General features: G+C 62.8%; 21 protein-coding genes. 13 read left to right on the top strand and 8 right to left on the bottom strand.

The genetic code is table 11. The features are described from left to right. Positions 1–9 precede the first annotated feature (9 nt). Positions 10–1,389 (bottom strand): DUF1329 domain-containing protein, encoded by a 1,380-nt coding sequence (locus AC1RME_RS06205; protein WP_493070952.1) that lies wholly within the window; start codon positions 1,387–1,389, stop codon positions 10–12. A gap of 23 nt (positions 1,390–1,412) precedes the next feature. Beyond that, positions 1,413–2,990, bottom strand: a complete 1,578-nt coding sequence (locus tag AC1RME_RS06200) for a DUF1302 domain-containing protein (RefSeq protein WP_493090780.1) — start codon at positions 2,988–2,990, stop codon at positions 1,413–1,415. 261 nt (positions 2,991–3,251) lie between these two features. Between AC1RME_RS06200 and AC1RME_RS06195 the strand changes: the two genes are divergently transcribed. Both AC1RME_RS06195 and AC1RME_RS06190 read left to right on the top strand, forming a co-directional pair. After that, entirely contained in the window at positions 3,252–4,997 is a 1,746-nt protein-coding gene (locus AC1RME_RS06195; RefSeq protein WP_096821408.1) for an FAD-dependent oxidoreductase, read from the top strand. Continuing rightward, positions 4,994–5,863 carry an SDR family NAD(P)-dependent oxidoreductase gene (locus tag AC1RME_RS06190; RefSeq protein ID WP_096821407.1) on the top strand — a complete coding sequence of 290 codons (870 nt, stop codon included), beginning with the start codon at positions 4,994–4,996 and terminating at the stop codon, positions 5,861–5,863. Before AC1RME_RS06195 ends, AC1RME_RS06190 begins: the two co-directional genes overlap by 4 nt. A gap of 39 nt (positions 5,864–5,902) precedes the next feature. Here AC1RME_RS06190 and AC1RME_RS06185 read toward each other — a convergent pair whose 3' ends face one another. The 6 genes from AC1RME_RS06185 to AC1RME_RS06160 all read right to left on the bottom strand — a co-directional run bounded on the left by AC1RME_RS06185 (position 5,903) and on the right by AC1RME_RS06160 (position 12,437). Then, on the bottom strand, positions 5,903–7,474 hold the full coding sequence (locus tag AC1RME_RS06185) for a FadD3 family acyl-CoA ligase (RefSeq protein ID WP_493090777.1): 1,572 nt from the start codon (positions 7,472–7,474) through the stop codon (positions 5,903–5,905). 69 nt (positions 7,475–7,543) lie between these two features. Continuing rightward, entirely contained in the window at positions 7,544–8,290 is a 747-nt protein-coding gene (locus AC1RME_RS06180; protein WP_096821405.1) for an SDR family NAD(P)-dependent oxidoreductase, read from the bottom strand. Between the two features lie 100 nt (positions 8,291–8,390). Then, the gene (locus AC1RME_RS06175) at positions 8,391–9,476 is read right to left on the bottom strand and encodes a ferredoxin--NADP reductase (RefSeq protein WP_096821404.1); all 1,086 of its coding nucleotides are present in this window, start codon (positions 9,474–9,476) and stop codon (positions 8,391–8,393) included. Between the two features lie 13 nt (positions 9,477–9,489). Continuing rightward, positions 9,490–10,245, bottom strand: a complete 756-nt coding sequence (locus AC1RME_RS06170) for a glucose 1-dehydrogenase (protein ID WP_085709911.1) — start codon at positions 10,243–10,245, stop codon at positions 9,490–9,492. Beyond that, positions 10,233–11,912: an FAD-binding protein gene (locus tag AC1RME_RS06165; RefSeq protein WP_493090774.1), complete on the bottom strand. Its 1,680-nt coding sequence runs from the start codon at positions 11,910–11,912 to the stop codon at positions 10,233–10,235. Before AC1RME_RS06165 ends, AC1RME_RS06170 begins: the two co-directional genes overlap by 13 nt. Positions 11,913–11,921: 9 nt before the next feature. After that, the gene (locus tag AC1RME_RS06160; RefSeq protein ID WP_096821402.1) at positions 11,922–12,437 is read right to left on the bottom strand and encodes a flavin reductase family protein; all 516 of its coding nucleotides are present in this window, start codon (positions 12,435–12,437) and stop codon (positions 11,922–11,924) included. A 257-nt stretch (positions 12,438–12,694) separates the two neighbouring features. On the opposite strand from AC1RME_RS06160, the gene AC1RME_RS06155 reads away from it, so the two are divergent. The 11 genes from AC1RME_RS06155 (at position 12,695) to AC1RME_RS06105 (ending at position 24,097) form a co-directional block, all read left to right on the top strand. Next, the gene (locus AC1RME_RS06155) at positions 12,695–13,879 is read left to right on the top strand and encodes an acyl-CoA dehydrogenase family protein (RefSeq protein WP_493090772.1); all 1,185 of its coding nucleotides are present in this window, start codon (positions 12,695–12,697) and stop codon (positions 13,877–13,879) included. A gap of 124 nt (positions 13,880–14,003) precedes the next feature. After that, positions 14,004–15,125, top strand: coding sequence for an LLM class flavin-dependent oxidoreductase (locus AC1RME_RS06150; protein ID WP_007951369.1), 1,122 nt, complete (start codon positions 14,004–14,006; stop codon positions 15,123–15,125). 225 nt (positions 15,126–15,350) lie between these two features. Then, on the top strand, positions 15,351–16,247 hold the full coding sequence (locus AC1RME_RS06145) for a VOC family protein (RefSeq protein ID WP_192558010.1): 897 nt from the start codon (positions 15,351–15,353) through the stop codon (positions 16,245–16,247). 11 nt (positions 16,248–16,258) lie between these two features. Next, entirely contained in the window at positions 16,259–17,140 is an 882-nt protein-coding gene (locus AC1RME_RS06140) for a CoA transferase subunit A (protein WP_493090769.1), read from the top strand. Between the two features lie 12 nt (positions 17,141–17,152). Beyond that, a complete protein-coding gene (locus tag AC1RME_RS06135) occupies positions 17,153–17,947 on the top strand; it encodes a CoA-transferase subunit beta (protein ID WP_493090767.1) in 795 nt (264 codons plus the stop codon). A gap of 24 nt (positions 17,948–17,971) precedes the next feature. Beyond that, positions 17,972–18,844, top strand: a complete 873-nt coding sequence (locus AC1RME_RS06130) for an enoyl-CoA hydratase (protein WP_192558007.1) — start codon at positions 17,972–17,974, stop codon at positions 18,842–18,844. 2 nt (positions 18,845–18,846) lie between these two features. Next, a complete protein-coding gene (locus AC1RME_RS06125) occupies positions 18,847–19,914 on the top strand; it encodes an NAD(P)H-dependent flavin oxidoreductase (protein WP_493090765.1) in 1,068 nt (355 codons plus the stop codon). Between the two features lie 11 nt (positions 19,915–19,925). Next, on the top strand, positions 19,926–20,681 hold the full coding sequence (locus AC1RME_RS06120) for an enoyl-CoA hydratase family protein (protein WP_493070933.1): 756 nt from the start codon (positions 19,926–19,928) through the stop codon (positions 20,679–20,681). A 10-nt stretch (positions 20,682–20,691) separates the two neighbouring features. Continuing rightward, the gene (locus AC1RME_RS06115) at positions 20,692–21,858 is read left to right on the top strand and encodes an acyl-CoA dehydrogenase family protein (RefSeq protein ID WP_493090760.1); all 1,167 of its coding nucleotides are present in this window, start codon (positions 20,692–20,694) and stop codon (positions 21,856–21,858) included. A 10-nt stretch (positions 21,859–21,868) separates the two neighbouring features. Next, positions 21,869–22,924: an acyl-CoA dehydrogenase family protein gene (locus tag AC1RME_RS06110; RefSeq protein ID WP_493090755.1), complete on the top strand. Its 1,056-nt coding sequence runs from the start codon at positions 21,869–21,871 to the stop codon at positions 22,922–22,924. A gap of 24 nt (positions 22,925–22,948) precedes the next feature. Next, on the top strand, positions 22,949–24,097 hold the full coding sequence (locus tag AC1RME_RS06105; RefSeq protein ID WP_493090753.1) for an acetyl-CoA C-acetyltransferase: 1,149 nt from the start codon (positions 22,949–22,951) through the stop codon (positions 24,095–24,097). Positions 24,098–24,119: the final 22 nt, after the last annotated feature.

Here is a 24,119-nt window from a genome sequence, read left to right as displayed (position 1 = left end):
GTCATGGGTTCAGCGGGTACCGAGTTTGCGCAGGTTGCCAGGGGTGAATTCGTCTTCGGAGAAGGCGGTGGCATTGAGCTTCGCAGGCTTTTGATCGACCAGCAGACGGTCAACCAGATAAGAGCCGGCGATCAGGTCATGGTAGATGCCGAGGCGTGCGTGGTAGCGCTCAATGTCGTAGGCATAGACCGAGGTCTGCATGTTGGTACGCCACAACTGGCCACGGGCATCGTAGTTGTCGGCCATGGTCGCGGACCAGGTGTCTTCGTCGAGGTACAACACACGTTTGGCGTAGACGTGGCGGGCGCCTTCCTTGAGCGTTGCCTGCAACACCCAGACTCGGTGTTTTTCGTAGCGCATGTACTGCGGATCGACGTGACCGGTGGTCGACAGGATCTGGTCGGCCGTCACGCTCGGGTCGTCGATCTTGTAGTTGTGGTACGGAATGTAGAGTTCCTTTTTGCCGACGATGGTCCAGTTGTAGCGGTCCGGCGCACCGTTGAACAAGCGGTCTTCGTCGTACACCCGGAAGCCGCCGGCGCCGGTCGGCGAGTCATAGCCGACGGTGGGGGCGCGACGAACGCGGCGCTGGCCGGGGCTGTACTGCCAGGCCTGACGCGGCGAGGCTGTCGGGTTGATGAACTCGTGACCGACGACGATCTCGCCTTTCTTGCGCACCGGTTCCAGGGTGGTGATCAGGAAGTTGGTCAGGATGCCGTTGGCGCTGTCGAGGTTCTTGTCCGGGCTGGACCAGATCGAGAAGATCTTGTAGTTGACCTCTTCAAGCACTTTTTCCTTGTTGGCGTACACCACCGCCTGGCCATAGTTGGCCTCTTCGGTGTTGGCGCGTCCTTGCAGGGTGTGGTTGAACATCAACTCGCTGCCGTTTTTCGGAATCGGAAACGGCGAGGCGCCCCAGGCGTTCTTGGTGTCGTTGTTGTCGTTGTCGAGTTCGGCGGTCACCGCGTTTTTCTTGATCAGGTCTTCCAGACGCTGATCGGCGCGGAAGTCGCGATGGCTCGGGTACACCGGGATCTTGAATGTTTCCGGGTAGCGCTTGAGCAGCGCTTTCTCACCGTCGGACAGGTTCTCGGCGTACTTGTCCATGTTCTTCGAATCGATGATGAACAGCGGTTTTTCCGCCGCGTACGGGTCCGGGTACGGCGTGCCGGGCCCCGAAAACTTCAGACCCGGTGGCAGACCACGCCACTTGCCGCTCCAGGCCGGAATGCTGCCGTCGGCGTTGCCAGCCTTTTCGGCGCCCATCGGGGTCAGGTCCTGGCCCAGTCGCGCGGCCTCTTCGGGGCTGACCTTGGCGTAGGTCAGGCCACTGCCGAGCAGGCCGACAGTCAGCGCCGTGCTCAATAACGTTTGGGTGAATCGAGACATGCTGTGCTCCTCCGACAGGGGAATCAGAACCGGTATTTGAAGTTGAGGGCGACGTTGTCGCGGTCGGCCAACGGGCTGTTGTTGGCATTGCCCAGGTAGGCGTTGTAACGGGCTTCGACGGTGAAGTTGCCCAGGTAGCGCCACGAGCTGCCGATGCTGGCGCGGTCGTCGCCTTCGCCCTGGTTGATCGAGCCGACAATCGAGCTGTCGCCGTGGGCAGCGGTGCTGTAGGTGATCGGCACTGACATGTCCCAGCCGCTGAACACGTCGTTGTAATCGAAGCTGACCTGCGCGGTGTAACCCCAGGCTTCGCGGTCGTAGACCAGGCTTTCGGTGCCCGGCAGCGTGAAGCCAGGCGCCAGTGTTACGGGCTGCGACTTGTCGTTGCTGATCACGGTGTTGTAGACGACTTCGCCGGTCAGGGTGGTGTTGTCGGCGAACGAGGTCGGGCCGAGCACGTAGATCATCGACGACTGCGCTTGCATGGTCTTGCCGCGTACCGCGCTGGAGAAGCCGTTGTTGACCATCACCGGCGCACCGTCGCGGTAGCTGACTTCACCGGCCCAGCTGACATCGCCGATCACCGTGGAGAAACTGGCGCCGAACAGGTCGATGTTGTCGAAGTACACCGCACGGTAGCGACCGAGTTCGGACTGGAAGTCCAGCGACGGCGTCTTGTCGTGATAACGCGAGTAGTAAATGCCGAACTCGGTGTTGTTCAGCGACTCGGCGGCGTAGGTGAAGGCCACACCGTACTGGCCCTGATTGCTCGGTTTGTCGTTGGCCAGACGCGTCACGAAACCGCTGGCGTCGTTGTAGCCGCCCTCGTCGATGTAGTCGGTGGTGGAGAAGTAGCTGCCGACCCCGAACAACTGGGTCTTTTCCCATTTGTATTGGTAGTAGGCCTGGATATCGAGGCTGTCGGTCAGGCTGAACTGGGTGAACAGTTGCCCGACCGGCAGGAGGATTTCCTTGACCTCGACCCCCGGCGTGGTCGACTTGGTCGCGTCCACCGGGCTCTGCGCCGCCGAAATGCCGGGATAGAACAGGCTTTCACCCCAGCTGACCACCTGATTACCCAGCCGCGCATTGAGGTTGTGCCCGCCCAGATCCCAGGTGCCGTAGGCGTAGTAATCGAGCATGCGCAGTTCGTTGCGGTGCTGATCGATGGTGTCCTGGGAGAAACGGTCCGGCCGGTTGCAATGACCACCGGCAAAACAGTTCGAGGTGCCGGTGTTGTTGTCGTTGTCCTGATCGTAGACGTTGTCGTAGAAGCCCGTGGCTCGTACGAACACGCCGTAATCGTCCTGCCATTTGATGTTGGCTTCGGTGAGGAAACCGGCGCGGTTGTTGATCAGGCTGCCTTTGGAAAACGCATTGTCGCCGTCATTGGCGTCGGCGTTGGCCGTCAGTTTGTGATCGCGTGCCTCGGTCCGCCAGGCGAGGCTGTAGGTCAGCGTGGTGTCCCAGTCGACGCTCAGATTCTCGCTCGGCTGGAAGGTCATCGCGCTGGCCTGGCTGCCCAGTCCACCGGCCAGCAACAACACGGCCAGCTGTACGCGAGGGTGTAGCGATTGTGGGGCGATTATTGTTTTTATCATGTCGTCCTCATGCCCAGGTCAGACCTGCCCGACCTGCATTTCAGGGGGGGAGTGGTGCCGTGGGCGACTATGCGGTCACGCACCGGGCGCAACATCGTCCAAGCGGACTAAGCGATTTGCACGGGAGCGGGGTGCGTGACCCTTAGTCCCATCGGACGATGACCACCCGGCACACGCGCCCAACAATCCCGAGACCGACCGCGCCGGACGAAGATCCGGCCGGCGGTTTTTGCCTTGAGGGCGCTGAGCAAGGGTGATCGCATGAAAGCTGCCGAGATCAAATGGGATGAGTGCTGCGATGTGCTGGTGGTGGGTTCCGGAGCGGGCGGGATGACCGCGGCGCTGCGCGCTCACGACCTGGGACTGAACGTGTTGCTGATCGAAAAGAGCAACGAGTACGGCGGCACCTCGGCGGTGTCCGGCGGCGGGATCTGGATCCCCGGCAATCACCGGATCGAGGCCCTGGGGGGCAGCGACAGCGCCGCCGAAGCGATTGCCTATATTCGCGCGGTGACCCACGGCGAGATCGACGACGGGCGCATCGAAGCCTATGTCGAGCAAGGCAAGGCGATGGTCGAATACCTCGAACAAAAGACCCGCGTGCGCTTCGAGGCACAAGCGCGCTACGCCGATTACTACCCGGAAGTCGAAGGCGGCAAACCCGGCTATCGCTCGATGGACCCGCAACCGTTTGACGCCGCCGAGCTGGGTGAGGAGTTTCTGCGCATGCGTGCGCCATCCCCCGGCACGTTGATGATGGGACGCATGGCGATGACCATGAAAGAGGCGCAGGTGCTGCTGTGCCGTGGCCCCGGCTGGTTGCGCCTGACGCTGAAGGTCATGTGGCGTTACTGGCGCGACCGCGAGGGGCGGCGGCTGTCGAAGCGGGATCGTTACCTGACCTTGGGCAATGCCTTGATCGGGGCCTTGCGCTGTTCCTTACTGGATCGCGGCAAATCGCTGTGGCTCAACTGTGGGCTGGAAGAACTGCTGATTGTCGGCGACCGGGTCGGCGGTGCGCGGGTCTGCCGCGAGGGGCAACGTCTGAACGTCAAGGCGCGCTACGGCGTGATCATCGCCGCTGGTGGTTTTGAACGGAATCAGACGATGCGCACCCAGTATCTGCCGCAACCCTCGCTGACTACCTGGAGTGCCACGCCGCCGCATAATACCGGCGACGGCATTCGTGCAGGCCAGGCCATCGGCGCACGCACGGCGCTGATGGAGCACAGCTGGTGGGCGCCGACAACCAACGTTCGCGGCGAGGAAAAACAACGGGCGATGTTCGTCGAGCGGACGTTGCCCGGTTGCGTACTGGTCAACTCGGCGGGCGAACGTTTCGTCAACGAAGCCGCGCCGTACACCGACATCGTTTACGCGATGTACGCCAACAACCGCGAAGGCGCCGTCAGTGTGCCGTGCTGGATGGTGTTCGATGCCGAGTTTCGCCGCAAATACCCCTGCGGCGCGCTGTTGCCAGGGTATGCCCAGCGCGACTGGCAACTGCCCGAGCACTTGCGTGATTACTTTTTCAAGGCACCGGATCTGCAGGCCCTGGCGGAGAACATCGGCGTCGATGCGGCCGGGCTGCTGCGCACGGTGCAGCGCTTCAACGGCATGGCGGTGCGCGGCTACGACGAAGACTTTCACAAGGGTGAATCGCTGTTCGATCGCTACTACGGTGACCCGAACGTGCAGCCCAATCCGTGTCTGGCGCCGTTGTTCAAAGGGCCGTTCTACGCCGTGCGCATTGATGCCGGCGACATCGGCACCAAGGGCGGTTTGCTCACCGACGTTCACGCCCGGGTCTTGCACGAGGACGGCAAACCGATCAAGGGCCTGTACGCCATCGGCAACAGCGCGGCGTCGATGATGGGCCGCACCTACCCGGGGGCCGGTTCCACCATCGGTCCGGCGATGACCTTCGGTTATCTGGCGGCCAACCACATCCATCGTCAGAGCCAGAAAAGCGGCTCGGTGATCAGTCAGTTCGGGAGCGTCAAATGAATCGGCAAGTGGCGGTAGTGACCGGCGCCAGTCGCGGCGTCGGCCAGGGCATAGCCCTGGCACTCGGTGCGGCAGGCATGCGGGTTTACGTCACCGGGCGTGCGCCGGAATCTGCAGGCGCGCATCTATATGGACAGGCCTTGAACAGCTCGCTGGACGACACGGCCGCCGCAATTACAGCGGCGGGCGGAGAGGGCGTCGCGGTGGTTTGCGATCATGCCGACGATGGGCAGGTGGCGGCGCTGTTCGCCCAGATAGAACGTGAATGCGGACGGCTGGATCTGCTGGTAAACAATGCCGCGTTCATTCATGACCAGTTGATCGAATCGGGGCCGTTCTGGGAAAAGCCGCTGGACCTGGTGCGCATCCTCGACGTCGGCCTGCGCTCGGCGTACATCGCCAGCTACCACGCCGCACCGCTGTTGTTGAACAGCGCGCAGGGACTTATCTGCTTTACTTCGTCGTTTGGCGGCGGCTGCTACATGCACGGCCCGGCGTACGGTGCGCAAAAGGCCGGTTGCGACAAACTGGCGGCGGACATGGCCATCGATTTCGAGGGCCGTGGCGTGGCGGCGTTATCGCTGTGGCTCGGGCCGCAGTTGACCGAGCGCACGCGGATTGCCGGCGAACAGCATGGCGAGCAGTACAAGGCTTTTCTGGCGCACGCCGAAACCCCGCAATTCAATGGCCGGGTGATTCATGCCTTGCTCAATGATCCGCAGTTGATGGCGCTCTCGGGGCAGACGCTGATCACTGCCGAAATCGCTGCCGGTTACGGCATCAGCGAAGACGGCGGCCGTCAGCCGCCATCCCATCGCGCCCTGCTGGGCGACCCGCGCCAACAGCATCCGGCCCGGGTGATTTGAAGGTCATTCCTCCAGTGGGCTCCCACTGGAGGAAAGAGCTCAGCTCAACGCCCACTCCCGCAACACATTCTTGGTCACTTTCCCCGCCGCGTTCAGCGGCATGCTCTCCAGCACCTGCACCCGGCGCGGCACCTTGTAGTTGGCCATCTGCTCACGGCACCAGGCGAGGAATCGGGCCTGCTCGATCTCGACCCCCGGCGCCGGCAGCAGAAAGGCCATGGCCACTTCGCCCAGACGCTCGTCCGGAATGCCGATCACCGCCACCTGCGCCACGCCGGGATAACCCAGCAGGCAGTGTTCGATTTCCGCCGGATAGACGTTGAAACCGCCGGTGATGAACATGTCCTTCAGGCGATCGGTGATGCGCAGGTAACCCTGTTCGTCGAGCACGCCGATATCACCGGTGTGCAGCCAGCCGTCGGCATCGAGGACTTCCTGACTGGCTTGCGGATCATTGAAATAACCCTGCATCAGGTTGTAGCCCCGTACCTGGATTTCGCCGGGGACGTTCACCGGCTGGCTGCGACCGTTGGCGCCAATGCAGCGCACTTCCATCCCCGGCATGGCCCGGCCGCTGGTGGACGAGAGCAATTCCAGTGAGTCCCCCGGCCGACAGATCGTGGCAAAACCGCAGGTTTCGGTCAGGCCGTACGCAGTGACGATGGTGGCGAAACCCAGTTCATCACGCATGCGGCGGATCATCTCCACCGGAATCGTCGCAGCCCCGGTGACCGCAATGCGCAAGGACGTCAAGTCGAATGCATCGCGCTGCGGATGGGCGAGCAAGGATTGATAGAGGGTCGGCGGGCCGGGCAGCACGGTAATTCGCTCGCGCTGCACGCATTCGAGCACCGCCTGCACGTCGAAGACCTGCTGCGGCACGATGGTGCAGCCGCGCATCAGCGCCGCCAGCCAGCCGGCCTTGTAACCGAACGAATGGAAGAACGGATTGACGATCAGGTAGCGATCGCCCTCGTGCAAACCGACCACCTCACTCCAGTCGCGCACCACCCGCAGGGTTTGCCCGTGATTGCTCATCACGCCTTTGGGTTTGCCTGTGGTGCCCGAGGTGAACAGCAGGTCGGAGAGATCTTGCGGGCCGAGCGCCAGTTCGCGTGATTGAAGAGCTTCCGGCGACACGTCGCTGGCCAGCGCCAGGAACGCGTCCCAGCCCAGCGTGCCCGGTTCGCTGCTGCGCAACGAGACGATGTGGCGCAGCGCCGGCAGGTCTTCGGCGGCGAGCATGCGCGGATAGTCGGCGCCCAGGAACTCGCCGATGGCAAACAGCACGCAGGCGCCGCTCTGACGCAGGATGAAACCCGCCTCGCTGCCTTTCATGCGCGTATTGAGCGGCACCAGCGCGGCGCCGACGCTTTGCAGTGCACCGGCGGCGACAATCCATTCCCAGATATTCGGTGCCCAGATCGCCACGCGGTCGCCAGGCTGGACGTTCAACGCCAATAGTGCCCGGGCAGCCTGGCCGCGCAGTTGATCGAGTTGCCGGTAGCTGATCGAGCGTCCGTCATCCTCAATGGCCGGGCGGTCGCCATAATTGCGGGCAGCGTTGGCGAACAGTTGGACGATGGTCAGTGCGTTTTCGACAGGCAGCATGGGGCCTCCTCGGCCAGAGGACAGGTGCGGAAGAAAGGGGTGTGCCGGGCAGGCGCCCGGCAAGGAAAATCAGACGGCGGGCGGGGCGAAGCGGCGGCCGGCGGAGAAACCGCCGTCCACGGCAATCATCTGGCCACTGACAAAGGACGCTTCGTCTGAGGCCAGGAACAGGGCGACGTTGGCCACTTCTTCCGGCTGCCCGGAGCGATTGAGCATGTGTTGCGAGGCGAAGAAGGCGTGGAAGGCTTCGTGCTCGCGGACCATGCTGGTCATCGGGGTTTCGATCAGGCCGGGACACAAACCGTTGACGCGAATATTGGCGTAACCGAAGTCGATCGCCATCGAGCGCGTCAGTTGGTTGATGCCGCCCTTGGACACGTTGTACGCAACGTTGCCGTCGCAACCCTGGAGGCCGAAGATCGAGCCGATATTAATGATCGAACCGCTGCGCCGGGGTTCCATCGATGCCAGCGCGTACTTGCTGGTGAGCATGCTGCCGGTCAGGTTGATGTCCAGCACCCGCTGCCAGTTGGCGGTGCTGGTCTGGGTGACGCTGCCCTGGTCGGCCACACCCGCCGCGTTGACCAGCACGTCGATGTGACCGAAATGGTTGATGACTTCCTGCATGACCTGTTGCACCTGCGCTTCATCGCGCACATCCAGCGTCATGAACAGGCCCGGAAAATCCTCCGGGGCATTGCCGATGTCCAGGCCGACAACCTGCGCGCCTTCGGCGGCAAAGCGCCGCACGCAGGCCAGACCGATCCCCGATGCGCCGCCGGTAACCACCGCGACCTTGTTTTGCAAACGAGCCATAACTGCACCTCTTTTATTGTTTTCGGGCCAATGGGCTGGCCGAGTCTAACTGCAGATCGCGCCCGGGAGATCGTCCGTTGAGACTATTCTCGACCGGCGCTCAATCCGGGAACTTCAAGCGCACCCGTGCGCCGTTCGGGCGGCTTTGGCAGGCCAGGGTCCAGCCTTCGGCCAGTTCTCTGGGGCTGAGCACGTCGTTGCGGGCCATGTGCGTTTCGCCTTCCTCGACGACGCACATGCAGGCGCCGCAAAAACCTTCTTCGCAAGACGAAGGAACGTCGAGGCCGGCGGCCTTGCAGCTTTGCAGCAGTGTGTCGCCGGGCTGACAGGCAATTTCGTGCTGTTGACCGTCAAGCACGATCACCAGCGATTCGCAGCGCGAGCCAAGAGAGGCTTGCCGGGCGGCGGCTTCTTCAGCCAGCAGTTCGTCGGGATCGGGCGGGGAGACGAAGCGTTCGACGTGGATGCGTTCAGCCGCTTCTCCGAGTTCCAGCAAGGTCCGTTCGACGGTGTCCATGAACGGGCCCGGGCCGCAGATGAAGTAATCGCCGCCGGCAGAACCTTTCAGCAAATGGCGCACTTGGGCGGTGGTCAGGAAGCCTTGCACCGAGTCGAGCGCGTGTACCACTTGCAGTTGTTCCGGATGGGACTGCGCCAGTTGCCGCAGCTCATCCTTGAAAATCACCGATGCCTCATCGCGATTGGCGTAGATCAACTTGATCGGCCGCCGGCTGCGTTGCAGCGTCGATTTCAGAATGGAAAACACCGGGGTGATGCCAGACCCGCCGCCGAACAGCACCAGGGGTTTGTCGTCATCCGGTTGATGCTCATCAAGGCAAAAATGCCCGGCCGGCGGCAGTACGTCCAGCCAGTCACCGACCTGCACCTCGTTCATTCGGTTCGACACCCGGCCGCCCTCGACCCGTTTCACCGTGACTTTGGGTTGCTCATCGGTCAACGGCGAACTGGCCATGGAATAGCAGCGGGTCAGCAGCTTGCCGGCACAGGGCACACGAAACGTCAGGAACTGCCCCGGTCTGTAGCCAAAGCGCTCACGCAGGTCTGACGGTATGTCCAGCACCAGCGAGCGCGCATCGGCGGTTTCGTCGATCACCGCGCACACTTGCAAGGCGTAGCTGGCCGCTGTGGCCTGGGCCGGTGTCAGGTTCTGTTGTTGCGTGCCCATGCTCACCTCGGCCTCAGAGCCCGCTGATCAGTTGGGCGTTGTCGACGCGGATCTCGGCACCGTTGACGAAACGCGACTCGTCGGTGGCGAGGAACAGCACCACATTGGCAATGTCGGCCGGCGCGCACATGCGGTTCATCGGGTCTTGGTCGAGATCTTGCTGATTGATCGCCACACCACCGGTGAGGGCCTGGGTCATCGGCGTGTTGACGCCGTCCGGGTGCACGCTGTTGCAGCGAATGCGGTAACCCTGTTGCTTGCAGTGCAAGGCAATCGAGCGAGTCATCGCCGCCACCGCGCCTTTGGATGCCGAGTAGGCACAGAACATCGGCATCGCGCCCAGCGCCGCCACCGACGACATGTTGATGATCGAACCACCGCCGGTTTCCTTCATGGCCTGGATCGCGTACTTGCAGCCGAGGAAGTAGCCGTCGCCGTTGATTTTCTGCACCTTCTGCCACAGCTCCAGTGTGGTGTCTTCGATGCTGCCCAACGCCAGAATCGCAGCGTTGTTGACCAGCACGTCGAGGCGGCCGAAATGTTCCAGGGTGGTTTTGATAACGTTCTGCCAGTCGCTTTCGCTGGCGATGTCGTGACGGATGAACAGTGCGTTGCTACCGATTTGCGCGGCCACTTCCCGGCCGGCGCTGTCGTTGAGATCGGTCAGCACGACCTTGGCGCCTTCGCGGGCCAGCAGCAGAGCGTCTTCGCGACCGATGCCGCTGGCGGCGCCGGTGATGATGCAGACTTTGCCTTCTACACGTTGCATTGTTGTTCTCCTGAGCGTGTGGTTTGAGCAGCAAGTTGTTCGGCCACATGGGTGGCGGCACGGCGGCCGGAATAAATGCAATCGGCCAGGGACAGGCCCGAGACATACAGATTTGAAGCGACCCCGACCGCGTTGCGCCCGGCGCTGTACAGGCCGGCAATCGGCTGGTCGGCGTGGTTCAGCACCTGACCGCTGGTTTCGCAGACCTTCAGCCCGCCGAGGGTGATGACGGGGCAGGGGAAGAGGCGGCTGGCGAAGGACAGGTCGAGGGCGTACCACGGGCCCTGATCCATGTCGGCGAGCATGGCGTGCGACTTGCCGAACGGATCGACAGTGTCTCCGCGAGCGGCGCGACTGTAAGTATTTACGGTGCGTTGCAGGTTTTCGGGCGGTAATCCGCAGCGCTTTGCCAGATCGGCAAGGTTGCGACTGCGTTTGGCGTTGAACAGCAGATTGAGTAGCACCGGCAACCGCTGGAAGGCCCAGACTTTGCCCGGGCCGACCTGGCGCAGCGCTTCGCGTACCAATGCCCGGTCGAGAATCAGGATGGCGCGGCCGTCCTGTTCTTCCACCATCGAGTGGCCGAGGGTGGCGCCGTAGATTTCTTCGTTGGCGTAACGCTCGCCACGGGCATTGACGATCAGGCCTCGGGCCCAGGCCAGCGGCGGGTTGATGAAACGCCAGGCGCTGACTTTGTCCATGCGCGCAACGCGACCGCCGGCACTCTGGCCCAGGGCGATGCCGCTGCCGTTGCAACCGGTGGTCCCCAGCGGCAAACCGGGCAGATAACGCGGCGCATGCTGACCGACCCATTCACGGTTGAAGATAAAACCGCCGCTGCTCAGCAACACGGCTTGGTCGGCGCGAATCAACTGGCGTTCGGCACTGGCGAGTTCAATGCGCCGCAAGCGATTGCGCAACCGATCCGCCACTGCCGGCGCGTACATGTGAATCGCGGTGGCCCAGCGTGACAATCGGGCATGTTGCCGGGCTGCGCGACTGCCGGTCGGCAACTGCCAGGCTTCGACACCCACCACGCGGTCATTGGCATCGATCACCAGACGCCGGACTTCGCATTGGCTGCGCAGGCGTGCCCCAAGGCGCAAGGCGCTGGCTTTCAACGGGGCGAACAGGCTCGCGCCCGACAGGCCGGGGCCTTTGGTGCGATGGCCGCGCGGTGCCGGTTTGGCGATCGCGGCATAGGCGGGGACGGCTTCGTTGCCGGAGTAGTAAAGGTAAAACTGGTCACTCGGGTAGGACGTCTTGTGCGGCGGCACGCTGGATTCGAACGCCACGCCCTGGCGTTCGAGCCAGGCCAGTTGCTCGCAACTGCCTTCGCAGAATTCGCGCAGGGTCTGCGGGCTCACGGCCTCGCCGACTTCCTGGCGCAAGTAGTTGAACATCGCGTCGCGGCTGTCTTCGTATCCGGCCTGACGCTGATACGGCGTGCCGCCCCCGGCATACACGACGCCGCCGCTGATGGCCGTGGCACCACCGCCTGCGAACCGGTCCAGTGCCAACACCGACAAGCCGCGACTGGCCGCTTCAATCGCCGCGCAGGCTCCGGCACCGCCAAAACCGACCACCAGCAAATCACAGCGATCGTCCCAGTCCAACTGATCGGCGCTGTTCACACGCAATGGCGACAACTGTTGTTGAGCGTCCATGGCCCGGCCTCAGCCCGCAGCAGCGAAGGCAGATGCCGGGTTGGCGGTGGTGGTGTAGCTGCCGTCGAGGTAGACCAGCGGGGTGATGGTGTCGCTGGTGTGGATTTGCAGGATACGCCCGATGAACACGGTGTGGGTGCCATAGCTGAAGTGGCCGTCCTGACGGCAGAGGATCGCTGACTGAGCGTCACTCAGATACGGAATGCCGCCGGGACTGGTCAGCCAGTTGCCCTGGTCGAAGCGCGCCTCGCCTTTGATCGAACCGCTGCAGCGATGGGCCAGACCTTGTTGTTCGACGCCGAGGATGTTCACGCAGAAGTCCGCGCCGGTGGCCAGTGCCGCGTGGGAAGAGGCGGTCTTGTTCACACAGATCAGCAGCGACGGCGGCTCGGTGCTGAGGGAATCCACCGCCGTGGCGGCCATGGCGAAACGCTCGGAGCCGTTGCTGGTACTGATGATGGTGACTGACTTGGCCAGACGGCGCATGGCCTGGAGCATGTCGGCTTTCAGATTGACGTCGTTCATCGCACTCGTCCTGTGGTTGTACTGGAGTGCGATGGATTTTTGCGCTGGCGTGCCTGCGCAGCATCGTCCGAGGGGACTAGGCCTTTGGGCGGTCTGCGTACGTGCTTCGGATCATTGCCGACATGGTCCGTTTGAGGGATGCCCGGCACTTTTCACATTGTTTGAATGCCGCACAGGAGGCAGGCACCGCAAGTGCGGCACGTGCCTCGCTGCACGCGCGCCCCGGCGGACGGGGTGAACAATGGAGAACAATAAAAATGCTCAACCAAGACCTGATTCGCCAGCGTCTGAGCCAGCGTGCCCGCGAGCTGGTACCGATTCTGCGTGAGCGCGCCCTGAACGCCGCGCAAACCGGCCAGTTGCCGGAAGAGACCCTGAAGGATTTTCAGGAAGCGGGGTTCTTTCGCATCCTGCAGCCGGCACGCTGGGAAGGCTACGAGCTGGAACCCAAGGACTTCTTCGAAGTGCAGATGACCCTCGCCGAGGGCTGCATGTCTTCGGCCTGGGTGCTTGGCGTTGTGGCGATTCATAACTGGCAGATGGCGCTGTTCGATGACCGTGCGGCGCAGGATGTCTGGGGCGACGACTCCAGCGTGCTGATCTCTTCTTCCTATATGCCGGTGGGCAAGGTCGAACGGGTGGAGGGCGGTTTCAGGCTCAGCGGGCGCTGGGGCTTTTCGTCCGGCAGCAAGCATTGCGAATGGGCATTTCTCGGGGCCTTGGTGCCGGCGGAAGAGGCCGGTGGTGCGCCGGATTACCGGACGTTCCTGGTGCCGCGCAGTGACTACCAAATCCTCGATAACTGGAATGTCATGGGGCTCGAAGCCACCGGCTCTCACGACATCCTGGTCGAGAACGCCTTCGTCCCCGAGTACCGCACCCATCGGGCGTTCGACGGTTTCATGCAGAACAGCCCCGGAAATGCGGTGAACACCGCACCGCTGTTTCGCCTGCCGTTCGGGCAGATTTTCGTGCGGGCGGTGTCGTCGGCGGCCATCGGTGCGCTGCAAGGCGCGGTGGATCAGTTTGTCGAACACAACCGCGCACGGGTCGGGGTCAACGACGGACGCAAGATGGTCCAGGACCCGGCCGCGCAATCGGCGCTGGCCGACGCCATGGTCTGCGTCGACGAATGCAAGACCGTGCTCTATCGCAACTTCGCCTTGATGCTGGAACGGGCGCAAAAAGCCGAGCCGCTGAGCATGCCCGAGCGGGTGAAGATGCGTTACGACTCCGCACGGGTAGCCGACAAATGCGCGAAAGCGGTGGGCGAGCTGATGTTCAACAGCGGCGCCTCGACGATCTTCCGCAGCCACCCGATCAACCGCGCGTTCCGCGACATTCACACCGGTCGCGCCCACGTTGCCAACAGCCCGGCGAAGTACGCCTGGAACCTCGGCGCCGTGAGCATGGGCCAGGACAGCAACGACTTTTTCCTCTGACCGCACTGCGCTGAATCGGCTAGTCCGTTTGCAGGATTCGAGCGCCTCGAGGATGCCCGAGCATTAGCGCGAAGGCGTGGTTCTCCGGCGCCGGCTGCGCATCCAACAAGTACAAGGATCAACCATGAAATTTTCCCTGATTTACGAAGCCCAGACGGTGGATTCCAGCCGTGAAGGCGATCGCAAGATTTTCGAAGACACCGTCGAACAGGCCGTGCTGGCCGACAAACTGGGCTTCGATACGTTCTGGTGCGTGGAGCACACGGCACTGAGCAACTACTCGCACATGTCCGCGCCGGAAACCATGCTGGCGTTCGTCGCCGGCAAGACCGAGCGGATCGGCATCGGCCACGGCGTGGTCTGCCTGCCACCGGCGATGAACCACCCGGTGAAAGTCGCCGAACGCATCGCTACTCTCGACCTGCTGTCCAAGGGCCGGGTGCATTTCGGTGTCGGCAAGGGCGGCACCCAGCAGGAGGCCGGCACCTTCGGCTATGACCTGACGACGTTGCAGCCGCAGATCGACGAGATGATGTATCTGATCCCGAAAATGTTCGTGTTCGACGAAATCGAGCACCAGGGCGACTTCGTGCAGATTCCGAAACGGCCGATCCATCCCAAGCCTTACCAGGATCCGCACCCGCCGATGTACCTGGCTTGCACCAACACCGACTCGCTGAAAAAGGCCGGCAGCCGTGGCATGGGCGCGCTGGTGCTGGGTTTTGGCGGGCCGGAAGAAATCGCCAAGAAGGTCGAGGTCTATCACCAGGCCTGGGACAACCGTGACGTGAAACACCAGGTGGGCTTCCGTCCCAACCGTCATATCGCGGCGCTGTGCCCGGCGATCGTGCTGGAAAACAACGAAGAAGCGCGGCGTATCGGCATCCGTGGCCAGCGCTATTTCATGGAGTCTCTGGGTTACTGGTACGGCGGCGGCGAGCGTCCGGACCCGGAAAAGTGGAAGGACGACACTTTCGTCGATGGCAACGGGCAGAGCGTGATCAAGTCGCGTTTTGCCTCGGAAGAGGTCAGCGTCGATTTCTCCGACCCGACCATGGCCATGATGAACCCCAACCATGCCTACGGCACCGTCGAGGATTGCATCGGCTACGTGCAGCGACTGATCGACGCCGGCGCCGACGAAATCCTGTTCATCTGCCAGATGGGCACCGTACCGCAGTGGGCGCAGCTGGAGACGTTGAAGAACATTGGCGAGAAGGTGATTCCGCATTTCCGCAAAAAGTAAGTGGGCTGATACCTGCTGTTGATCGCACTTAAGGCCTGGAACGGAATCCAGTCCCCATTTCCAACGGGTCCCCAAGGCCCGTTTTTTTATGCCTGTATTCCGGGTCTGCGCTAGTCCCATTGGACGATGTTTCCCCCCGGCGAACCCGTTTGAATAGGCCCCAATACAGTCTTCCCGGCCATCGCCGCCGGGCGGCTCGGCCTGAGAACAACGAGGAGTGCATCCATGGATATCCGTGGTCTGGGTTACGTCACCCTGTTATCCAGCGATCTGGCGCAGTGGCGGCAGTACGCAAGTCAGGTGCTCGGCATGATGGTCGCCGGCAGCGATGACGATGAGCGCCTGTACCTGAAAATGGACGAGCGCCACCACCGGATTCTGGTGGAGAAAAGCACCGAAAACGGCTTCGGCGCCTGTGGTTGGGAAGTGTCAGGCAAAGCGGCGCTCGAGCAGGCTGTCAGCGAGCTGGAGCGCGCCGATGTGCAAGTCACCCGTGGCACAGAGGCTCAGGCTCGGGACCGCAAAGTCCAGGAACTGGTGCACTTCAGCGATCCGGATGGCAACCGCCACGAATTGTTCTGGGGCCCGTTGCAGGACTTCGCGCGCTTCGTTTCGCCGGTCGGCGTAAAGGGCTTCGTCACCAACGAACTGGGCATGGGCCATGTAGTACTGCCGGCGCCGAGCTTCGACCGTTGCCGGGATTTCTATGAGCAGGTGCTCGGCTTCGGCCTGTCGGACCTGATGAAAGTCCGCTTCACACCGGACCCGGCCGAACCGCAAAAACGCATTCACTTCCTGCATTGCAATAACGGTCGCCACCATTCACTGGCGATTTTCGAGTGCCCGATGCCCCACGGCTGCGTGCACATGATGGTCGAGGTCAACGCCCTGGATGAAGTCGGCCGGGCCCTCGACCGAGTGCAGGCCAACGGCGTGAAGATGTCCGCCACCCTCGGTCAGCACACCAACGACCAGATGATCTCGTTCTATATCAAGACCCCGTCCGGGTTTGACCTGGAGTACGGCTGCGATGGCCTGGTGGTCGACTGGGAGCTGCACACCCCGTTCGAAAGCACCGTGGTCAGCCACTGGGGCCATGACTTCAGTGTCGGTCGCCAATGAGGACTATGACGATGGACAAGCGAATGACCACGGCCGAAATGGTCGGCCAACTGCGTGACGGCATGACCATAGGCATCGGCGGCTGGGGCCCCCGGCGCAAACCCATGGCGCTGGTGCGCGAGATCCTGCGCTCCGACCTCAAAGACCTGACCGTGGTCGCCTACGGCGGCGCGGATGTCGGCATGCTCTGCGCGACCGGCAAGGTCCGCAAACTGGTGTTTGCCTTCGTGTCGCTGGATTTCATTCCACTCGAACCGTACTTCCGCAAGGCGCGTCAGGACGCGGCGCTGCAAGTGATGGAAATCGACGAAGGCATGCTGTTGCTCGGCCTGCGTGCTGCCGCCATGAAAGTGCCGTTCATTCCCACGGCCGTGGGGCTGGGCACCGACGTGCTGCGGCACAACCCGCAGATCAAGTTGATCGACTCGCCCTATGCCGACAACAAGCAATGGGTCGCCATGCCGGCACTCAAGCTCGATGCGGCGCTGATTCACGTCGACCGCGCCGATGTACGCGGTGTCTGCCAGATCAGCGGCCCCGATCACTACATGGACGACTTGCTCGTCCGGGCGGCGACCCACAGCTATGTGACGTGCGACGAACTGGTCGACAGCGACTACTTCCATGCCGATCCGGCGCGGGCGCATCAAGTGTTCTGGGAACGCAACCTGACCACTGCCGTGGCGCACGTGCCGGGCGGTGCGCACCCGTCTTCCTGTGCGCCGCTGTACGGCTTCGATGTCGCGCATTTCAAGGCCTACAACGCTTCGGCCCAGGCCGGCGAAGGTTGGCAGGACTACGTCCGCGACTATGTCGACTGCACCCACGAACAGTATCTGGACAAGGTCGGCGGCCTGGACGCCATCCGCCAGCTCCCTCTGCCGGTCTACTAAGCGAGCCTTGATATGACGACTTCTGCAACGACTTACAGCCTCGCCGAGCTGATGATCTGCGCGGCTTCCGAAGCCTGGCGCGATGACGGCGAAGTGCTCGCCACCGGGATCGGGGTGATTCCGCGCCTGGCCGCTTCATTGAGCATGCTGACCAGCAATCCTCAGCTGCTGATGACCGATTCCGAGGCGTACATGGTCGCCGAGCCAGTGCCGTTGGGTGCACGCAACGGCTACGAACCAAAGCGCGACAGCTGGATGGGCTTCTCGCGGATTTTCGACAACGTCTGGAGCGGCAAGCGCCATGCCCTGGTGGGCCCGACGCAAATCGATCGCTTCGGTCAGGCCAACATTTCCTGCATCGGTGACTACGCCAAACCCAAGGCGCAAATGCTCGGTGTGCGGGGCTTTCCCGGCAACTCGATCAGCCATGCCAACTCCTTTTGCGTGCCCAGCCATAACCGTCGGGTGTTCGTCGAAGGCGAGGTCGATATGGTCGCCTCGGTCGGCTACAACCCGGCGCGCCTGGCCCGGGGCTGGTCGCTGGATGAAATCGATATCCGCCTGATCGTCACGGATCTGTGCGTGCTGGATTTTCTCGGCCCGCAACGACAAGTGCGGATTCGTTCGCTGCACCCCGGCGTGACCGTGGAACAGGTACAGGACAACACCGGATTCGAGCTGCATGTGCCACAGGATTGCCCGACCACAACGTCGCCCACCGCCGCGCAGTTGCAACTGATCGAGCGTCTGGACCCGCACAACCTGCGCGCCAGCCAGCTCAAAGACAACCCGCCGGGCCAGCGCTGAGTCGCACCGTTTCGGAGAAAAGTGATGGCTGAACATAACGATAATAATGCCGCCGACGTGGTGCTCTACGAAGTGCGCGGGGCGGTGGCGCTGGTCACCATGAATCGCCCCGAGTATCACAATGCCCAGAACTCGCAGATGACCTACGCGCTGGACGCGGCGTTTCGCCGTGCCTGCGATGATGACGAGGTGAAAGTCATCGTGCTGCGCGGGGCCGGCAAGCACTTTTCCGCCGGGCATGACATCGGCACGCCGGGGCGGGACGTCGATAAGACGTTCGACCGCGCGAGCCTCTGGTATGACCACACCAACAAGCCCGGTGGCGAGTTTCTCTACGCCCGGGAGCAGGAAGTCTATCTGGGCATGTGCCGGCGCTGGCGCGAAATGCCCAAGCCGACCATCGCCATGGTGCAGGGCGCGTGCATTGCCGGCGGACTGATGCTGGCCTGGGTCTGCGACCTGATTGTCGCCAGTGAGGATGCGTACTTTGCCGATCCGGTGGTGCGCATGGGCATTCCCGGGGTCGAGTATTTTGCCCACGCGCATGAACTCAACCCGCGCATCGCCAAGGAGTTTCTGTTCCTCGGCGAACGCATGCCGGCGCCGCGCGCCTATCAGATGGGCATGCTCAACCGGGTGGTGGCTCGCGAATCCCTGGAACAGGAAACCCTCGATATCGCCGGGCGCATCGCCCAGATGCCGCGCCTGGGCCTGCAATTGAGCAAGCAGGCGGTCAACAACGCCGAAGACCTGATGGGCAAGCGCGCGACCATGGACATGGTCTTCGGCCTGCACCACTTCGCCCATGCCCACAATGAACTGGTGTCCGGCGACCGGCTCGGCGGCTACGACGCCAAGGCCATGGCCAGTTCGCAACGCTCGACGGGTGGGGCGTGAACATGGCGATCTCATTGAATACCCGGCTGACCGAGTTGCTCGGTTGCCGTTATCCGATCATCCAGACCGCGATGGGCTGGGTGGCTGACCCGAAACTGGTCGCGGCCACGAGCAACGCCGGCGCCTTCGGTTTTCTGGCCGGCGCCACCATCGAACCGCAGCACATGGAGGCCGCGATCCTCGAAACCCGGCGCCTGACGGACCAGCCGTTCGGGGTCAATTTCCATATGTACCAGCCCAACGCCGACGACATCGTCGAGTTGGTGCTGCGCCATAAGGTGCGAGCGGTCAGTTACAGCCGTTCCCCGGGCAAACAGATGATCCAGCGCCTGAAGAATGCCGGTGTCGTGTGCATTCCCACGGTTGGCGCCTTGAAACACGCGCAGAAAGCCGTGGAAATGGGCGCGGATGCCGTCACCGTACAGGGCGGCGAGGGCGGGGGGCATACCGGCTCGGTGCCGACGGCGTTGCTGCTCGATCAAGTGGTCAATGCAGTGTCGGTCCCGGTGGTGGCGGCCGGTGGATTCAAGGACGGCAGAGGACTGGTGTCGGCCCTGGCCTACGGCGCCGAAGGCATCGCCATGGGGACGCGGTTTCTGATGTGTGCCGAAAGCCCGGTGCCGGCGCAGACCCTGGCGCGTTACCTGGCGATCAAAGACCCGGCGGCGATCATCGTCAGCCGCGCCATCGACGGCATGCCGCAACGCATGATCCGCAACGAATTGCTCGACCAACTGGAAACCAGCGGCGTGTTCAAGCGCTGGTGGCTGGCGGTGCGCAGCGGTCTGGCTTACCGCCGCCTCAGCGGCATGAGCTTGAGTCAGTTGTTCTCCAGTGCACTGAAGATGCGCAGCAGCGGAGACCTGACCGCTGCGCAAAGCATCATGGCCGCCAACGCGCCGATGGTCATCCAGAAAGCCATGGTCGACGGGCTGCCGGCCGAAGGCGTGTTGCCTTCGGGTCAGGTCGCGGCCTCCATCGACAGCCTGCCCAGCTGTGCCCAATTGATCGAGCAGATCGTTCGTGACGCGGAATTGCGTCTGGACGAACTCTGTCGTCGCGTGTCGTGAAAGGAAAAAACATGCATCCATTCAGCGTCAATATCGATAACGGCATTGCCGAACTGGTGTTCAACCAGCCGCCGGTCAACGCCTTCAATTGCAGTACCTGGGCCGAAATCGCCCGAGAAATCGAAGGGCTTGGGAGCGACAAGCGCGTGCGGGTCATCGTGATTCGCGCCGAAGGTCGCGGCTTCTGCGCCGGGGTCGACATCAAGGAACTGGCTGCCAACGGCAACCTGATCGTGGCGGTCAACAAGGGCAACTACGACAGCTTCAAGGCCATTCACCGCAACCCGAAACCGGTGATCGTGGCGGTGCACGGCTTTGTACTTGGCGGGGGCATCGGTCTGTGCGGCGCCGCCGACATTGTCCTGGCCTCCGAATGCGCCACTTTCGGCGTGCCCGAAGTCGATCGCGGCGCCATGGGTGGTGGTGCGCATTTGCAGCGCCTGTTCCCGGTGCAGAAGGTTCGGCACATGTATTTCACCGGCGAAGCCATCAATGCGGCGGAAGCCTGGCGTCTCGGAGCGGTGGAGCGCGTGGTCAAGCGCGAAGACTTGCGCGAAGCCGCGTTGCAGATCGCCCGCACCATCGCCGCCAAGAGCCCGGCCATGATCAGCCTCGCCAAGGAAGCGCTGAACGGCATCGAGGACGGCAATCTGGAAGACAAGTATCGCTGGGAGCAGGGCTTCACGCTTGAGGCCTATCGCTCACTGGACTCACAGGAAGCACGCGACTCGTTCATCGAGAAACGTGATGCTCACTTCAACGGCTGAAGGCTCTCTCATGGATCTGACCTATACCCTGGCCCAACAGGCCTTTCGCGCCGAAGCGCGGGCGTGGCTGACGGCCAACGTGCCTCGCGAGCCGCTGCAATCATTCGACACCGAACAAGGTTTTGCTCAACACCGGGCCTGGGAAAACCGCCTCAACGACGGGCGCTGGGGCATGGTCACCTGGCCGGTCGAGTTGGGCGGTCGCGGTTGCGACTTGATCGAGTGGTTGATTTTCGAGGAGGAGTATTACCGCGCCGAAGCGCCTGCACGGGTCAACCAGAACGGCATCTTCCTGCTCGGCCCGACGCTGATGGAGTACGGCAGCGACGTACAGAAAGCGCGCTTTCTGCCGCGCATGGCCACCGGTGAAGATATCTGGGCCCAGGCGTGGTCCGAGCCGGGGGCGGGCTCCGACATGGCGGCGATCCGCTCACGGGCCGAACGGGTTGGCGACCACTACGTCATCAACGGCCAGAAGACCTGGTCGACCCGCGCCGTGTGGGCCGATTGGGTGTTCGGGATCTTCCGCACTGACCCGAACTCGCAACGTCATCAGGGCCTGACGTTCATTCTTCTGCCGCTGGACATGCCGGGAATCACGGTGCGGCCGATTCCTCAGCTCAACGGCTTGCCCGGGTTCGCCGAAATCTTCTTCGACGACGTCAGGGTACCGGTGGAAAACGCACTGGGCGGCGAGGGCATGGGCTGGCACGTGGCGATGTCCACCGCCGGTTTCGAGCGCGGTTTGCTGCTGCGCTCGCCCGCACGCTTTCAGGAAACCGCCCGGCGTCTGGTGCAGTTGTATCAGGCCAATCGCGAGCAGGCCGACCGCGACCCGGCGATTGGCGAGGCGGTGATGCGCGCCTGGCTGGACGCCGAGGCCTACACCCTCAACACCTATCGGACCGCGTCGCAACTGGTACAGGGCAGCAAGATCGGGCCGGAATCCTCGACCAACAAAATCTTCTGGTCGGAACTCGATCAGCGCATGCATGACACCGCCATGAGCATTCTCGGCCTGCGTGGCGAGCTGTTGCCCGAAGCCCCGGCGGCGGGCGATGCCGGCCACTGGCTGGAAGGTTTTCTGTTTGCCCAGGCCGGGCCGATCTACGCCGGCACCAACGAGATCCAGCGCAACATCATTGCCGAACGCATGCTCGGCATGCCGCGTGCTTGAGGAAGAGACCATGGACTTTAATTTCAGCCGCGACCAACTGCTGTTCCAGGACAACGTCAGGCATTTTCTGATCAACGAGGTGACACCGGAATGCATTCGCGAACTCTGGCAGACCGAGAGCGGGCGCAGCGATGAGCTGTGGGCGCAATTGGTCGAGCTGGGGCTGACTGCACTGACCGTTCCCGAAGCAAATGGCGGAATGGGCATGAACGAGCTGGACTTCGTGCTGCTCGCCCAGGAATGCGGGTATGCCGGACTGCCCGAGCCGCTGGTGGAGACGATGCTGATCGGTGTGCCATTGCTTGCCGCTCTGGATGAGCACCACGCGGCGCTCAAGCAGGACTGGCTCGGACGTATCGCAGAAGGCCGCGCACGACTGGCAGTCGCCGAACCGGGCAACCCGCTGGTCAGCGATGCCCATGTCGCCGATCTGCTGTTGCTGGCCCATGGCGATGAGGTGCATGCGGTCGAACCGGGCGCGGTGCAGTTGACCCGCAATGTGTCGGTCGACCCGGCTCGCCAGTTATTTCAGGTCTCTTGGAGTCCGTCACCTGCGACCTGCGTGGCCTCCGGAGAACAGGGGCAGCGACTGTGGGCGGAGGCGGTTGATCGCGGCGCGCTGGGCAGTGCCGCACAGCTGTTGGGGCTGGCCAAACGCATGGTCGATCTTGCGGTGGACTACACCTTCGAGCGCAAACAGTTCGGCAAACCGGTGGGCTCGTTTCAGGCGGTCAAGCATCTGATGGCGAATGTCGCGGTGCAGATTGAATTCGCCAAGGGGCCGTTGTATCGCGCTGCCTATGCCGTCGCCGAGCAACAGCCGAACCGCTCGGTGCTGGTTTCCCACGCCAAACTGGCGACCTCGGAAGCCGCCATGCTGGCGGCGAAAAACACCATTCAGGCCCACGGCGCCATGGGTTACACGTGGGAAGTCGATCTGCACCTGTTCATGAAACGCGCCTGGGCGCTGGACAAGGTCTGGGGCGATCGCGGTTTCCACAAAGAACGCATCCGCGCAGCCTTGTTCAACGGTCGTTGCGCACTGGGTGCCGGCCAGACGTTCTGACGGCAACACTTACCGAGAAAAATCATGCCTGAAGCTTATATTGTCGACGCCCTGCGTACGCCTACGGGCCGGCGCAAGGGTGGTTTGAGTCATATTCATGCGGCCGATCTGGGCGCCCACGTGTTGCGTACGCTGGTCGAACGCAACGGCATCCCCGATGAGGATTACGACGACGTGATCTTTGGCTGCGTTGATACGATCGGCCCGTTGGCCGGGGACATTGCGCGGACCAGTTGGCTGGCTGCCGGGTTGTCGCAGTCCGTCCCCGGCACCACGATTGATCGCCAGTGCGGCTCGTCCCAGCAAGCGGTGCACTTTGCCGCGCAAGCGGTGATGAGCGGCACCCAGGACGTGGTTATCGCCGGCGGCGTGCAGACCATGACGCAGATCCCGATTTCTTCGGCCATGATCGCGGCTGAGCCTTTGGGTTTCAGTGACCCGTTCAGCGGCTCTGAAGGCTGGGTACGGCGCTACGGTGCGCAACCGCCGACGCAATTTCGTTCGGCGCAGATGATTGCCGAAAAGTGGGGATTGTCCCGCGAGCAGCTGGAAGCGTATTCACTGGAGTCTCATCAGCGGGCATTGCGCGCCATCGAGCAGGGGCGATTCCTGCGGGAAATCGTACCCCTGGCCGACGTTGTTCACGACGAAACGCCGCGCCACACCAGTCTCGAGAAAATGGCCGAGCTGGAGTTTCTGTTTGGCTGCGACCGGGTGACGGCTGCGGTGTCCAGCCAGACCTGTGATGCGGCGAGCGCGATGCTGATCGTTTCCGAAGCGGCGCTCAAGCGCTACGGGCTAACACCGCGCGCGCGTATCCATCACCTCAGCGTACGCGCCGAGGACCCGATCTGGATGCTGACGGCGCCGATTCCGGCCACTGCTTATGCGTTGAAGCGAGCGGGCATGAAGCTGGAGGACATCGATCGAGTCGAGATCAACGAAGCCTTTGCCTCCGTCGCCATGGCCTGGCTGAAAGAGACCGGCTATCCCCACGAACAGACCAACGTCAACGGCGGCGCGATTGCCCTCGGCCATCCATTGGGCGCCACCGGCACTCGCTTGATGTGCAGCCTGTTGCATGAGCTGGAACGCAGCGGTGGTCGCTTCGGTTTGCAGACCATGTGCGAAGGCGGCGGGCAGGCCAACGTGACGATCATCGAACGGTTGTGAATGAAGTTTTGACGGGAGCAGG

The sequence above is a fragment of the Pseudomonas sp. GW822-FHT03F08 genome (genome assembly GCF_058801265.1).
The sequence above is the reverse complement of the archived record's forward strand: the minus strand, read 5'-3'. Positions and strand labels throughout refer to the sequence as shown.